Source organism: Streptomyces sp. RKAG293, assembly GCF_023701745.1.
Taxonomy (GTDB): Bacteria; Actinomycetota; Actinomycetes; order Streptomycetales; family Streptomycetaceae; genus Actinacidiphila.
Genome location: NZ_JAJOZB010000001.1, coordinates 5,482,051 through 5,494,523, shown reverse-complemented (window position 1 = coordinate 5,494,523; position 12,473 = coordinate 5,482,051). Strand labels below are relative to the sequence as shown.

Genomic DNA, 12,473 nt, shown 5'->3' with positions numbered 1-12,473 from the left:
GTCATGTCCGTCAGAAGTTTTGAACACGTTCAAGTCTCTCGCAAAGGGATGGACCATGGACCTCACGGTCGTCGCGTACGTCGTCTACCTGCTCATCAGCATCGGGCTGACCATCTGGGTCGCGCGCACCCTCAGCACCAACGGGCGGGTCTTCCTCGCCGATGTGCTGCACGGCAACGAGAAGCTCGCCGACGCCGTCAACCACCTTCTGGTGGTGGGCTTCTACCTCGTCAACTTCGGATTCGTCGCCCTCTACCTCAAGGCCGCCGACGCGGTCGAGGACGCCCGCGGGCTCTTCGAGGCACTGTCGGTCAAGCTCGGGGTCGTCCTGCTCGTCCTCGGTGTCCTGCACCTCGGCAACGTCTTCATCCTCAACAAGATGCGCCGCCGGGGCATCATGGACAAGGAGCAGATCCCGCCGGTGCCGCCGCAGGGCTGGGCCACCCCCGCCACCCCGGCGCTCTGAACACCATGACCGCCGACGCCACGCACGCCGCGGGTGCCGCCCCTCAGGGGGCGGCGGTACCCGCACCGGCCCACCGGGACCCCCGCGTCCCGGTCCGCCGGCTGACCGTCCTGTACGACGCCGACTGCAGGCTCTGCACCTTCGTACGCGGCTGGCTCGCACGCCAGCGCCAGCTCGTCCCGCTGGACCTCGTCCCGGCCTGCTCCCCCGAGGCGCGCGGCCGGTACCCGGACCTCGACCACGCCTCGACCCTGAGCCGGATCACCGTCATCGGGGACCAGGGGCAGCTCTACACGGGCGACGCCGCCTGGATCGTCATCCTGTGGGCGCTCGCCGAGTACCGGCCGATGGCGCACCGCTTCAGCACCCCGGTCGGGGCGCCGCTCGCCCGTGCCGCGGTCCTGGCGGCCGCCAAGTACCGGGCGGCGACAACCCCGTACGCCGGCTGGGGCACCGCCCCGGACGACCGGGCCCCGGGCCCCGGTCCCGGTCCCGCCCAGAACGGCTGGGGACCGGCCAGGACCGCCTGGGCACCGCCCCGGACGGGCTGGGAGCGGGCCCAGTACCCCAGCACCGGAAGGCCGGTCATGCCGGCCCACGAGGACTGCGGCGATGCGTGTCGGCACGGCGGTTAGGCTCACCCTCGTGGAAGAAACTGACCGCCGCCCGTCCGACGACGCCGCCCCGGCCGCCGAACTGCCAGGCGGCCGGGCGCGACCGAAGACCGACAAGAGCGAGCTGACCCGGGCGCTCATCCTGGACACCGCGATGCGGATGTTCCAGGAACGGGGCTACAACAAGACGACGATGCGGGCGATCGCGACCGAGGCCGGGGTGTCGGTCGGCAACGCCTACTACTACTTCGCGTCGAAGGAATACCTGATCCAGGGCTTCTACGACCGGATGACACACGAGCACGCAGCCGACGCCCACGCCAAGATGGCCGGCGTCACCGACTTCTCCAAGCGCCTGGAGATCGCCCTCACCTCGTGGGTGGACTGCGCGGCGCCGTACCACGAGTTCGCGTCGCAGTTCTTCCGCACGGCGGCCGACCCGGACAGCCCGCTCAGCCCGTTCTCGAACGAGTCGCACCCGGCCCGCGCCACCGCCGTCGCCATCTTCGACGAGGTGCTGAACGGCTCGGACCTGGCCCCCAAGCTCGACGCCGAACTGGCCGAACTCCTCCCGGACCTGCTGTGGCTGCACCTCATGATCGTGGTGCTGTACTGGGTCTTCGACCGCACCGACGACACCGAACGCACCCGGAACTTCGTCAAGCGGTGCACCCCGCTGGTGGCGAAGGTCGTCAGCCTCTCCCGCTACCGGGTGTTCCGGCCGCTGGTCAGGGACGCCAAGGGACTCATCCACGACTTCATCCTGCCGACGTTCATCTCGGCCCAGAAGCCGTCGGGCGGGGGCGGGGACGCGAAGTCGTCCGGTATGGCCGGCGCCGAGGCTCCCGCGGCCGTGGAACCCGTCGCGAAGGCCCCCGTCAAGCGGGCGGCGAAGCGCGCCGCGAAGCGCGCGTCACGCGCGCAGTGACACCAGCTTCACGATGGTGATGTCCGACGGCGCCCCGACCCGCACCGGCGGGCCCCAGGCGCCCGCGCCGCGGGTCACGTACAACTGGGTGTCGCCGTACCGGTCGAGACCCGCCACCGTGGGGTTCGCCAGCTCCGCGATGTAGTTGCCCGGCCAGAGCTGGCCGCCGTGCGTGTGTCCGGAGAGCTGCAGGTCCACGCCGTGCTTCACCGCTTCGTGGATCATCACCGGCTGGTGCGCCAGCAGGACGGCGGCCCGGGTGCGGTCCCGGTCGCCGAGCGCCTTGCCGTAGTCCGGCGCGGCGTGGTGGTCCGCGCCGGAGATGTCGTTGACACCCGCGAGATCGAAGCCGGGCAGCTCCACACGGGCGTTCTCCAGCGGGTGCACGCCCAGTTCCCGGACGAAGTCGACCCACGGCGCCGCGCCCGAGAAGTACTCGTGGTTGCCGGTGACGAAGTACGAGCCGTGCCGGGACCGCAGCTGGGCGAGCGGCTCGGCGGCCGGCCCCAGATCGGCCACGGTCCCGTCGACCAGGTCGCCGACGATCGCCACCAGGTCGGGGCGGGCGCCGTTGATCGTGTCGACGATCCGCTGGGTGTGCGCCCGCCCCAGGATCGGGCCGAGGTGGATGTCGCTGACCACCGCGATCCGGTAACCGTCCGCCCGTGCGGGCAGCTTCGCGAGCGGCACGGTCACGTTCTTCAGCCGGGGGCCGCGCAGGACGCCGTACATGCCGTAGCCGACGGTCCCGGCGGCCGCGGCACCGGCCGCGACGGCGACGGTGCGGGCGACGAACTGCCGCCGGGTGGCGGCGGCGGGGTCTTCGGTTGCCGCGGGGACCGGCGGTGGAGCGGTCGGCGGGGATGCGGCCGAAGTTGCCGTCGCTTCCGGTGCTGGTGCCGTCGCCGTTGCCGTTGCCGGAACTGCTACCGGAACGGCTTCCTCCGGATTCCCCCGGGTCGCCGCCCGGCGGTCGAGTGCGCGCCGCAGCAGGGGCCGTACCGCCTCGCCCACCAGCAGCGCGAAGGTCAGATAGATCAGCACCGCGAGCCACAGGTAGCCCGGCCAGGCCAGCCACCGTTCGCCCGCCAGCGGCAGTGCACGGCCGCCGATCAGCGCGCCCAGGCTGATCAGCGGGAGGACGAAGGCGAGCACCGTCCCGATCCGCCGGTACCAGCCGCGGGGCGCCGACACATCGCGGACCAGGCGCCGCCACAGGTAGCGGTGCAGGACGGCGAAGAGCGCCAGGACGGCCAGCCCGCCCAGGACGAAGACGACGACCACTAAACGGCGGCCGTGTCGGAGGGGTGCCGCTCGGCCCCGGCGGCGGTACCGGCATCGGTCCCTGCCGGGGTCCCGGCGGCTTCGCGCTTCAGGACCCGCAGCGACCGCAGCCCGAGCGCGCCGATCGCCGTTCCCAGCAGGAACGAGGTGATCGCGAGCGTCAGATGCACCCAGAAGTACGCGGTCGGGGAGCCGTTGTCGAAGGCGAGCCCGCTGACGTCCTTCCACAGGTTCTTGACGAAAGTGGTCCAGACGATCCAGGACCACACACCGAACGCGACCAGGAACCAGGAGACGGGGCGGTTGAGCTTCATACCTCCAGTATGGAGACTCCCGCACGGCAACGGCCGACGGGGTCCGGATGGTTCCACGTCGGGGGCGTGCGAATCCTCACTCGTCCGCAGGACAACCGAAGGGCGCGCGTTCCGCCACCAGGACTGTACGTTCGCCTGGTGTCCAAGCCTGCACCCGTCTTCCGCCGTTCCCTGCTGGCCCTGTGCGCCGCCGCACTCGTGTCCGGCCCGCTCCTCGCGTCCCCTGCCCACGCGGACGGCAGAACGAAGGAGCCGGTGCCTCCGGCCACCATGTCGAAGGTCGGCGGCGACCGGCTCGGGGTGCCCGGCACCCAGGTGCAGCCGGACGCCGGCACCCCGCCGCTGCCGAAAATCACCGCGCGTTCGTGGATCGTCGCGGACGCGAAGACCGGTGAGGTGCTCGCCGCGCACAACGCGCACTGGCAACTGGCGCCCGCCAGCACCCTGAAGATGCTGTTCGCCGACACCGTGCTGCCCCGGTTCGAGAAGACCCAGCTGCACACGGTCGCCGACTCCGACCTGAGCGGCATGGGCGAGGGCAGCAGCCTCGTCGGCATCAAGGAGAAGCTCAGCTACACGGTCCACGACCTGTGGCTCGGGGTCTTCCTGCACTCGGGCAACGACGCCGTGCACGTCCTCGCCACGATGAACGGCGGCGTCGACAAGACCGTGCAGGAGATGAACGCCCAGGCCAAGGAGTTGCAGGCCGACGACACCCATGTCGTGTCGCCCGACGGGTACGACATGCCGGGCCAGGTCAGCAGCGCCTACGACCTCACGCTCTTCGCCCGGTCGGGGCTGAAGAACCCGGACTTCCGCGAGTACTGCGCGACGGGCAGCGCCCAGTTCCCCGGCGACTACACGAAGGACAAGGCGGGCAAGCCGACGAAGGTGCGCGGCACGTTCGGCATACAGAACACCGACCGCCTGCTGACCGGCGCCGACGGCGTGCGCCGCTACCCCGGACTGCTCGGCGTGAAGAACGGTTACACCACCAACGCGGGCAACACCTTCACCGGCGCCGCGGAACGCGACGGACGCACCCTGCTGGTCACCGTGATGCACCCGGCCGCGGGCAGCAGCGAGGTCTACAAGGAGACGTCCGCCCTGCTGGACTGGGGCTTCAATGCCGCCCCCACCGTGAAGCCGGTCGGCACCCTGGTCCCGACCCGGAGCGCCGCCAAGGCCAACCCTCCCGCCCCGGACACCAAGGGCCCCGCGCAGGCCACGGTCTCCGGCACGTCCAGCTCGCACGGCATGTGGACCTACGCCGGCATCGGCGCCGGCGCACTGGCCCTCATCGCCGCCGCCGTCCTGCTGGTACGCCGCCGCCGCACCACCCCGGCCCTGACCCTCCCGGACGACTCCCTCCCCTCCCGCCCCTCCCGGCGCAAGTAGCGCGCCGGAGCCACCGGCCGACCGGACCCGGACCGACGGCACCCGGACCGACGGGCCCGGTTCAGGCGGGGTGGACGGCTCCCGGGTGGTCTTCCGTGGGTTCCGGCTCGGTGGCGGGTTCCGGGGCGGCCGCCGCCTCCGGGTCGTCCTTGGGCGGGACCGCAGTCCAGGCGGCGCAGAAGAGGAGCAGCTTGGCCATGAAGTTGAACCAGAGCAGCAGGGCGACGGGGACGCCGAAGGCGCCGTACATGCTCTTGGCCGCGACGTTCTGCAGATAGCCGCTGAGGACCAGCTTGAGGATCTCGAAGCCGAAGGCGCCGATGAGGCCCGCGACGACGACCCGGCGGCGCGGGGGTTCGACGCCCGGCAGCAGGGTGAGCAGGACGACGATGAGCACGAAGTCCGCGACGACGGCGATGCAGAAGCCCGCGGCGGTGAGGACGAACCGGCCGGGGGTGCTGTGTTCGAGGCCGAGGTGGTCGGCGGCCCAGCCGACGGCGGCGGTCGCGAAGGCGGAGGAGGCCAGCGACACGATGGCGGCGGCGCCGAGGCCGAGCAGGATCCCGCCGTCCTTGAGCCGGCCGATGACCGGGTTCTCGTCCTCGTCGTCCTTCTCCCAGACCGCGCGCAGGCAGTCGCGGAGCGAGGCCACCCAGCCCAGGCCGGTGAAGAGCAGCAGCGCGCCGGCGATGAGGCCGACGGTGCCGGCGTTGTCGACCAGGCCGTTGATGTTCAGCTGGTCGGAGATGCCCGGGACCTGCTCGGAGACCTGCTTCTGGATGTCCTGGAGCTGCTCGTCGGAGAGCAGGGCCGCGCCGACCGCCGCGGCGACGGTGATCAGCGGGAAGAGCGAGAGGAAGCTGGTGAACGTGACGGCCGCGGCCAGCCGGCTCCAGTGCACCTCCTGGAGGTGCTCGAAGGAACGCCAGGCGTGGGTGCGCATCAGCCGGGCGATCCACGGGCCGATCCACCGCAGTCCCGTCAGCCACTCCATGCGATCCACTCCATGTCTGCGCGCCTACCCGCCGTCAGCGCGCGCATTCCCGGGGCGGGGCCGGGGACGGTCCCGGTCGTCCGAAGACGAAGGTCCTCGTCCCCCAGAACCGCAGCGCGGTGGCCAGTGCCATGCCGATGCCGGCGCCCGAGATCACGTCCGCGCGCGGGGTGGTGAGCCCGAGGAGGTAGTGCGACAGGGCCAGGCACAGGAGCTGTACCACCGCGCCCGCCACGTTGAACGCGAAGAAGATGCCGTACTGGCGGGCGCGGCTCACGGAGGGCGCGCGGCCGCGGTAGGTGCCCAGCGCGTTGCCGGCGTAGGCGACCGTGCAACCGGCGAGGAAGGACAGCGCCTTCGCGGTGAGCGGGCCGAAGCCGCCGGGGCCGCGCAGCCAGATGAACAGCCCGAGGTCGACGGCGTAGGCGGCGGCGCCGGCCAGCGCGAACCCGAGGATCTCGGAGCGCAGGGCGGACCCGGTGCCGCGCTCTGTGCCGCGCTCGGTCGCCTGCTCCGCCCCGCGCAGCGGCCCGTCCGTCACAGCTCGGCCACCGCGAGGGCGTAGAGCGCCGCCCAGCCCAGGGCGATGACGAGCATCGGGCGGTCGTGCAGCACCACGTCCTCCGGCGCGCCGGCCGCGCCCGCGTCGGCGAAGACGGCGTAGCGGAGCACGGAGAGGATGAACGGGATCATGGACAGCTGCCGCCAGGGCAGCGAGCCGGTGGCGGCGGCGCCGGTCTCCATCGCCCACATGCCGTACGCGAGGACCGCGACCCCGGCCGCGAGTTGCCAGACGAACCGCAGATAGCCGGTGGTGTACGCGGTGAGCAGGGACCGGGAGGCGCCGGCCTCGCCCTCGGTGCCGGACATCAGGATCAGTTCGGAGTAGCGCTTGGCGGCGACCATGAAGAGCGCGCCGAACCCCGAGGTGATCAGGAACCAGCGGGACAGGTCGATGTCGAGGGCGAAGCCGCCGGCCATGGCGCGCATGAGGAAGCCGGTGGTGACGACGACGAGGTCCACGACGAGGACGTGCTTGAGCCGCAGGCAGTACGCGAGCTGCATGACGAGGTACGCGGCGAGCAGTCCGGCGGTCGCCGCGTTGCACAGCACGTACGCGGCGACCGGTGCGAGGACGCCGAGCAGCGCGCCCGCCGCGTAGGCGACCGGCACCGGCAGCCGGCCGCTGGCGACGGGGCGGTGGCACTTGACGGGGTGCGCCCGGTCGGCGTCGGCGTCGCGTGCGTCGTTGACCAGGTAGACGGCGGACGCGCAGGCGGTGAAGAGCACGAAGACGATGCCGAGCTGGATCAGCCCGTGGTGCGACAGCAGCCGTCCGGCGGCGACGGGGGCGGCGAGCACCAGGCCGTTCTTGACCCACTGCCGCGGCCGGGCCGTTCGGACCAGCCCGCCCGGCAGGCCCGCCACGGTACGGAGCATCCCGGCGGCGGGGACGGCGCGCGGCGGCAGGGGTACGTCGTCGAGTACCACCGAGGTGGGCTCAGCCATCGAGTCCTCCGCCCCGCAGCGACCAGGCCCGGCCCATCCGGGCGGTGGCGGCGCCCAGCATCGCGCCCGCGGCGACATCGCTCGGGTAGTGCACGCCCACGACCAGGCGTGACGCGCACATCCCGGCGGCCAGCGGCGGGAACGGGCCGAACAGGCGGAACGGGCCCGGCAGCAGCGCGCCGAAGGCGACGGCCGCGGCGGCCGACGACGCCGCGTGGGAGCTGGGGAAGCTGTGCCGGCCCGCGGTGTTCACCAGGGGCCGCGCGCCGGGCAGTCGGGGGCGGGGGCGGCGGACGACCCGCTTGACGCCCATGCTCGCGACGTGCGCGGCGCCCACTAGGGCGGTGGCCCGCAGCCAGGCGCGGCGGCGCGACCGGTCCACGGACGCGCCCGCGAGCCCGGCGGCGAGCCACAGCGCGGCGTGCTCACCGCTCCAGGACAGGACCCGCGCGGTGCGGGCGACCCGCGGTCCTTCACCGCACCGCCGCAGTACGGTGAGCAGTCGGCGGTCCGCTTCTGACGCACGTCGGGACACACGCTCCGACGCACGTTCCGGCACTCGTTCCGGCACTCGTTCTGACGCAGGTTCGGGCGCACGTGACGCGGCGGAGTCCGGAGTTCGCACCGGCGGTTCTCCCTCGTTCGTGGTTCGCCCCCTCAGAACAAAAGGGACAATGAGTTAATATGCCCGCAATCTCCTTCTGACTCACCATCAGTCACCCGTTTCAGTGAGAGAACCGGCATATACGGGCAATCAACCCCTCTCGGGCGATACCGTCACCCGTATGCCTGCTCCCTCCGCCCTGACCACCCCCGTCTCCGGCTGGGGCCGCACCGCGCCCACCACCGCGCACGTGTTCCGCCCGCGCACCTACGAGGAGGCCGCGGAAGCGGTCCGCGACTGCGGGGGCCGCGGCGCCATCGCCCGCGGGCTCGGCCGGGCGTACGGCGACGCGGCGCAGAACGCCGGCGGCTCCGTCCTCGACATGACGGGCCTGGACCGGATCCACGAGATCGACGCCATCAACGGCCTGGTGGTCTGCGACGCCGGGGTGAGCCTGCACCGGCTGATGCAGGTCCTGCTGCCGCTCGGCTGGTTCGTCCCCGTCAGCCCCGGGACCCGCTACGTCACGGTCGGCGGGGCCATCGGCACCGACATCCACGGGAAGAACCACCATCTGTCGGGGTCGTTCACCCGCCACGTACGCGCCATCGAGCTGCTGACGGCGGACGGCGGCACCCGCCTCGTCACCCCCGAGGACGAGCCCGAGCTGTTCTGGGCGACGGCCGGCGGCATGGGCCTGACCGGCGTCGTGCTCGCCGCGACGATCCAGCTGCTGCCCGTGGAGACCTCGCTGATGAGCGTCGACACCGAACGCGCCACCGACCTCGACGACCTGATGGCCCGGCTGACCGCGGGCGATCACCGCTACCGCTACTCGGTCGCCTGGATCGACCTGCTCGCGCGCGGCGCGAAGACCGGCCGCGCCGTCCTGACCCGCGGCGACCACGCCCCCCTCGGCGCCCTGCCGCCGCGCGCCCGCCGCGCCCCGCTCGACTTCCGGCCCGGCCGGCTCCCGGGCGCCCCGAACTTCGTACCGGAAGGGCTGCTCGGCCGCGGCAGCGTCGGGCTGTTCAACGCCCTCTGGTACCACAAGGCGCCCCGCGAACGGCACGGCGAGCTGCAGAAGATCTCGACGTTCTTCCACCCGCTCGACGGGGTGCCGGACTGGAACCGGATCTACGGGCGCAGCGGCTTCGTCCAGTACCAGTTCGTCGTCCCCAACGGGCAGGAGAGCGCGCTGCGCCGCATCGTGGAGCGGATCAGCCGCCGCGGCATCCCGTCGTTCCTCGCCGTGCTCAAGCGGTTCGGCGAGGCCGACCCGGGCTGGCTGTCCTTCCCGATGGCCGGCTGGACCCTCGCCCTCGACATCCCCGCGACCATGCCGGGCCTGGCCACCTTCCTCGACGTCCTGGACGACGAGGTCGCCGCCGCCGACGGCCGCGTCTACCTCGCCAAGGACTCCCGGCTGCGCCCGGACCTGCTGCCCGGCATGTACCCGCGGCTCGACGCCTTCCGGCGGCTGCGCGCCGAGCTCGACCCCCGCGGGGTCTTCACCTCGGACCTCGCCCGCCGCCTCGCCCTCTAGGCCGTGTCCGACGATTCCCGCCCGGCCCGTCAGGCCGTCCCAGGCCCTCCAGGCCCGCTAGGCCCACCAGGAGCTCCGCAGTGAAAGACGCCTTCGGCACCCCCCAGTCGCTGCTGATCCTCGGCGGCACCTCCGAGATCGCGCTCGCCACCGCCCGCCGCCTCATCGGCCGCCGCACCAGGACCGTCTATCTGGCGGGCCGCCCCTCCCCCGCCCTCGACGCCGCCGCCGAGCACCTGCGGTCGCTGGGCGCGGACGCGCACGCCGTTCCCTTCGACGCGCTGGACACCGCGTCCCATGAGGAGGTGCTCGGCAAGCTCTTCACGGAGGGCGACCTCGACATGGTGCTGCTCGCCTTCGGCGTGCTGGGCGACCAGACGCGCGACGAGCAGGAGCCCCTGTCGGCCGTCCATGTCGCGCAGGTCAACTACACCGGGGCGGTGTCCGCGTCCCTGGTGTGCGCGAACGCGCTGCAACGGCAGGGGCACGGCTCGCTGGTCGTGCTGTCCTCGGTGGCCGGCGAGCGGGCCCGGCGGAGCAACTTCATCTACGGGTCGAGCAAGGCGGGCCTGGACGCCTTCACCCAGGGCCTCGGCGATGCGCTGCACGGCTCCGGTGTGCACGTGATGGTCGTCCGGCCCGGCTTCGTGCGCACGAAGATGACGGCGGGACTGCCGGAGGCGCCGCTGGCCACCACTCCCGAGGCGGTCGCGGAGGCCATCGAGACGGGTCTGCGGCGGCACGCGGAGACGGTGTGGGTGCCGGGCGCGCTGCGCTTCGTGATGTCGGCGCTGCGGCACGTGCCGCGCGCGCTCTTCAGGAAGCTGCCGGTCTGAGGGTCGGCGAGCTCTTCAGGGGACCAGGGGACCCGGGGGCCAGGGGTCAGGGAATCAGCGGGGCGTCATGGATGGCGCGGGCGCCCTGCTGGTGCGGAACGGCACCACAGGTGTCGACGCCGAAAGGGTATTCACGCATCTTCCGCCAGACCCCGTCCCCGCCCTGCTCGTACAGGGCGAATCCGGTGGCCGTCCAGGTCGCCTTGAAGTCCGCGAGCGCCGCGTGGGCCCGGTCCATCGCCTCCTCGGCGATGCCGTGGGCGACGGTCACATGCGGGTGGTACGGGAACTGCAGCTCGCGCACGACCGGCCCCGAGCGCACCTCGCCCTGCAGCTCGGTGCACTCACGGGTGCCGTCCGCCAGGTGCACGTAGACCACCGGGGACAGCGGGCGGAAGGTGTCCGTGCCGTCCAGCCGCATCGGGAACGGCCGGCCGGCCGCCGCGACCTTCGCGAGGTGCCGGCGCAGCGCGGGGAGGTCACCGGAGTCGATCTCGGTCGGCGGCAGCAGCGTGACGTGCGTGGGAATGGCGTACGCGGCCGGGTCGCCGAAGCCAGCACGCGCCTCCTGGAGCAGGCGGCCGTAGGGCTCCGGGACCGCGATCGAGACTCCGATCGTGCTGGTCCCCACTGCGTTCACCCCTCTTCCCCGGATCACGGGCGCCTCGCCGGCGCTGTTCGGTCTGCTCTCAGTGTGACGCGTAGGCGGGTCGCGCCGCGAGCGTCGTCGGACACACTCTGCCGGGACCTCGGACACTGGTACCGCCCCGGCCGGACCCTTCCGGTACGGCGCTGCGCCGGTGCTCCGGTGCGTTTCAGTGCTTCGCGGGCAGGAAGCCGATCCGGTCATACGCGCTGGCCAGGGTCTCGGCGGCCACGGCGCGCGCCTTCTCCGCACCCTTGGCCAGGACAGCGTCCAACGTCTCCGGGTCGCCCAGGTATTCCTGCGTGCGCTCCCGGAACGGTGTGACCCACTCCACAAACTGCTCCGCGAGGTCCGTCTTCAGCGCACCGTAGCCCTTGCCCGTGTACCGCTGCTCCAGTTCCGCGATTCCGGTACCGGTGAGAGTGGAGTAGATGGTGAGGAGATTGCTGATGCCCGGCTTGTCCTTCTCGTCGAAGCGCACCACGGTGTCGGTGTCGGTGACCGCGCTCCGGATCTTCTTCGCCGAGACCTTCGGCTCGTCGAGCAGGTTGATCAGGCCCTTCGGGGACGACGCCGACTTGCTCATCTTCGCCGTGGGGTCCTGGAGGTCGTAGATCTTCCCGGTCTCCTTGACGATGTGCGGCGCCGGGATGGTGAACGTGTCGCCGTAGCGGCTGTTGAAACGCGCCGCCAGGTCGCGGGTCAGCTCGACGTGCTGCCGCTGGTCCTCACCGACCGGCACGGCGTTCGCCTGGTACAGCAGGATGTCCGCGACCTGCAGGATCGGGTACGTGAACAGGCCGACGGTCGCCCGGTCCGCCCCCTGCTTCGCCGACTTGTCCTTGAACTGCGTCATCCGGCCGGCCTCGCCGAAGCCGGTCAGGCAGTTCATCACCCAGCCGAGCTGCGCGTGCTCCGGCACGTGGCTCTGGATGAAGAGCGTGCAACGGTCCGGGTCCAGGCCCGCGGCCAGCAGCTGCGCCGCCGCGAGGCGGGTGTTGGACCGCAGCTCGGCGGGGTCCTGCGGCACCGTGATGGCGTGCAGGTCCACAACCATGTAGAACGCGTCGTGGGTCTCCTGGAGCGCCACGTACTGGCGGATCGCACCCAGGTAGTTCCCCAGGTGGAAGGAGCCTGCGGTGGGCTGGATACCGGAGAGCGCGCGCGGACGGTGGTTGGCCATGCCGCCATTCTCTCAGGTCCCCCGGCCCCGATCATCCCCCTCCCCGACACCGCCGGGGAGGCGCGCCCCGAACAGCGGACGCCGCAAGGTTTCATCGCATTGCGGCCGACCGACGATAGAAAGGGGCGTCACCCCGCCCCGAGGCAACAAC

At 72.1% G+C, this 12,473-nt stretch carries 14 protein-coding genes; 6 read left to right on the top strand and 8 right to left on the bottom strand.

What is annotated here, in order from left to right:
• Nucleotides 1-55: 55 nt before the first annotated feature.
• The 3 genes from LNW72_RS24645 to LNW72_RS24635 all read left to right on the top strand — a co-directional run bounded on the left by LNW72_RS24645 (nt 56) and on the right by LNW72_RS24635 (nt 2,008).
• On the top strand, nt 56-466 hold the full coding sequence (locus LNW72_RS24645) for a hypothetical protein (RefSeq protein WP_250977361.1): 411 nt from the start codon (nt 56-58) through the stop codon (nt 464-466).
• A gap of 5 nt (nt 467-471) precedes the next feature.
• Nucleotides 472-1,101 (top strand): DCC1-like thiol-disulfide oxidoreductase family protein, encoded by a 630-nt coding sequence (locus tag LNW72_RS24640; RefSeq protein WP_250977360.1) that lies wholly within the window; start codon nt 472-474, stop codon nt 1,099-1,101.
• A gap of 133 nt (nt 1,102-1,234) precedes the next feature.
• Nucleotides 1,235-2,008 (top strand): TetR family transcriptional regulator, encoded by a 774-nt coding sequence (locus LNW72_RS24635; protein ID WP_374117419.1) that lies wholly within the window; start codon nt 1,235-1,237, stop codon nt 2,006-2,008.
• Here LNW72_RS24635 and LNW72_RS24630 read toward each other — a convergent pair.
• Together LNW72_RS24630 and LNW72_RS24625 are read right to left on the bottom strand one after the other, a co-directional pair.
• Nucleotides 1,994-3,292 carry a metallophosphoesterase gene (locus tag LNW72_RS24630; RefSeq protein WP_250977359.1) on the bottom strand — a complete coding sequence of 433 codons (1,299 nt, stop codon included), beginning with the start codon at nt 3,290-3,292 and terminating at the stop codon, nt 1,994-1,996. The two genes, LNW72_RS24635 and LNW72_RS24630, sit on opposite strands and share 15 nt — an antisense overlap.
• Complete coding sequence (locus tag LNW72_RS24625) at nt 3,292-3,606, bottom strand: SCO4848 family membrane protein (RefSeq protein WP_250977358.1); 315 nt, start codon at nt 3,604-3,606, stop codon at nt 3,292-3,294. The genes LNW72_RS24630 and LNW72_RS24625 overlap by 1 nt, the downstream gene beginning before the upstream one ends.
• Nucleotides 3,607-3,744: 138 nt before the next feature.
• Between LNW72_RS24625 and LNW72_RS24620 the strand changes: the two genes are divergently transcribed.
• Complete coding sequence (locus LNW72_RS24620) at nt 3,745-5,004, top strand: D-alanyl-D-alanine carboxypeptidase family protein (RefSeq protein ID WP_374117316.1); 1,260 nt, start codon at nt 3,745-3,747, stop codon at nt 5,002-5,004.
• A gap of 61 nt (nt 5,005-5,065) precedes the next feature.
• Here the strand turns inward: LNW72_RS24620 and LNW72_RS24615 are convergent, their stop codons facing one another.
• The 4 genes from LNW72_RS24615 to LNW72_RS24600 are packed head-to-tail and all read right to left on the bottom strand — an operon-like array spanning nt 5,066 to nt 8,042.
• Nucleotides 5,066-5,998, bottom strand: coding sequence for a YihY/virulence factor BrkB family protein (locus LNW72_RS24615; RefSeq protein WP_250977357.1), 933 nt, complete (start codon nt 5,996-5,998; stop codon nt 5,066-5,068).
• A gap of 34 nt (nt 5,999-6,032) precedes the next feature.
• Complete coding sequence (locus LNW72_RS24610) at nt 6,033-6,524, bottom strand: GtrA family protein (protein WP_250980290.1); 492 nt, start codon at nt 6,522-6,524, stop codon at nt 6,033-6,035.
• Nucleotides 6,525-6,535: 11 nt separating this feature from the next.
• Nucleotides 6,536-7,507: a decaprenyl-phosphate phosphoribosyltransferase gene (locus tag LNW72_RS24605; RefSeq protein WP_374117315.1), complete on the bottom strand. Its 972-nt coding sequence runs from the start codon at nt 7,505-7,507 to the stop codon at nt 6,536-6,538.
• Nucleotides 7,500-8,042, bottom strand: a complete 543-nt coding sequence (locus LNW72_RS24600; protein ID WP_250977356.1) for a phosphatase PAP2 family protein — start codon at nt 8,040-8,042, stop codon at nt 7,500-7,502. The genes LNW72_RS24605 and LNW72_RS24600 overlap by 8 nt, the downstream gene beginning before the upstream one ends.
• Before the next feature lie 250 nt (nt 8,043-8,292).
• Here LNW72_RS24600 and LNW72_RS24595 point away from each other — a divergent pair, with 250 nt between their 5' ends.
• Both LNW72_RS24595 and LNW72_RS24590 read left to right on the top strand, forming a co-directional pair.
• Nucleotides 8,293-9,657, top strand: a complete 1,365-nt coding sequence (locus LNW72_RS24595) for an FAD-binding oxidoreductase (protein WP_250977355.1) — start codon at nt 8,293-8,295, stop codon at nt 9,655-9,657.
• 80 nt (nt 9,658-9,737) lie between these two features.
• A complete protein-coding gene (locus LNW72_RS24590) occupies nt 9,738-10,493 on the top strand; it encodes a decaprenylphospho-beta-D-erythro-pentofuranosid-2-ulose 2-reductase (protein WP_250977354.1) in 756 nt (251 codons plus the stop codon).
• 46 nt (nt 10,494-10,539) lie between these two features.
• On the opposite strand, the gene LNW72_RS24585 is transcribed toward LNW72_RS24590, so the two are convergent.
• Nucleotides 10,540-11,124: a 2'-5' RNA ligase family protein gene (locus LNW72_RS24585; protein ID WP_250977353.1), complete on the bottom strand. Its 585-nt coding sequence runs from the start codon at nt 11,122-11,124 to the stop codon at nt 10,540-10,542.
• A 184-nt stretch (nt 11,125-11,308) separates the two neighbouring features.
• Nucleotides 11,309-12,322 carry a tryptophan--tRNA ligase gene (gene trpS / locus LNW72_RS24580; RefSeq protein ID WP_250977352.1) on the bottom strand — a complete coding sequence of 338 codons (1,014 nt, stop codon included), beginning with the start codon at nt 12,320-12,322 and terminating at the stop codon, nt 11,309-11,311.
• Nucleotides 12,323-12,473 lie beyond the last annotated feature (151 nt).

Bases quoted from the DNA above. Each gene is read 5' to 3' on its own strand.
- LNW72_RS24645 (WP_250977361.1), top strand. From the start codon at position 56: ATGGACCTCACGGTCGTCGCGTACGTCGTCTACCTGCTCATCAGCATC.
- LNW72_RS24640 (WP_250977360.1), top strand. From the start codon at position 472: ATGACCGCCGACGCCACGCACGCCGCGGGTGCCGCCCCTCAGGGGGCG.
- LNW72_RS24635 (WP_374117419.1), top strand. From the start codon at position 1,235: ATGCGGATGTTCCAGGAACGGGGCTACAACAAGACGACGATGCGGGCG.
- LNW72_RS24625 (WP_250977358.1), bottom strand. From the start codon at position 3,606: ATGAAGCTCAACCGCCCCGTCTCCTGGTTCCTGGTCGCGTTCGGTGTG.
- LNW72_RS24615 (WP_250977357.1), bottom strand. From the start codon at position 5,998: ATGGAGTGGCTGACGGGACTGCGGTGGATCGGCCCGTGGATCGCCCGG.
- LNW72_RS24605 (WP_374117315.1), bottom strand. From the start codon at position 7,507: ATGGCTGAGCCCACCTCGGTGGTACTCGACGACGTACCCCTGCCGCCG.
- LNW72_RS24595 (WP_250977355.1), top strand. From the start codon at position 8,293: ATGCCTGCTCCCTCCGCCCTGACCACCCCCGTCTCCGGCTGGGGCCGC.
- trpS (WP_250977352.1), bottom strand. From the start codon at position 12,322: ATGGCCAACCACCGTCCGCGCGCGCTCTCCGGTATCCAGCCCACCGCA.